The organism is Aeromonas piscicola, assembly GCF_000820005.1.
Lineage (GTDB): Bacteria > Pseudomonadota > Gammaproteobacteria > Enterobacterales > Aeromonadaceae > Aeromonas > Aeromonas piscicola.
Genome location: NZ_CDBL01000077.1, coordinates 643 through 971 on the forward strand (window position 1 = coordinate 643; position 329 = coordinate 971).

A 329-nucleotide genomic window follows, 5' to 3' on the forward strand; every position below is an offset into this window, starting at 1 on the left:
GATGATCTGATCCATGGTCAGGATCTGCTCACTGATGTTGTCGTGGATGTCGCGCCCCAGCTTGATCTCCTGCGCCGTCATCTGGATCAGCGCCAGCCGGGTTTTCAGGCTGTGGGCCAGATCGTTCAGGGCGTGCTGGTAGCGCTGGGTCTGCTGGCGTTCGTTCTCCAGCAGCTGGTTGACCGACTCGGTCAACGGCGTCAGTTCCCGCTCGTAGTCATTGGAGAGCGCCTCCCGCTTGCCCGCCCGGATCTCGTCGATCTGGCGCGCCATGGTGCGCAATGAGGTCAGGCTCCAGAAGCTGGTGAGCAGCAGCAGGGCGCCGAGCA

Annotated in this window: 1 pseudogene; it reads right to left on the reverse strand. The window is 62.9% G+C overall.

Annotation, left to right across the window (positions count from 1 at the left end):
- A pseudogene (locus tag BN1128_RS19725) lies at positions 1 to 329 on the reverse strand (ATP-binding protein); the annotation flags it as partial.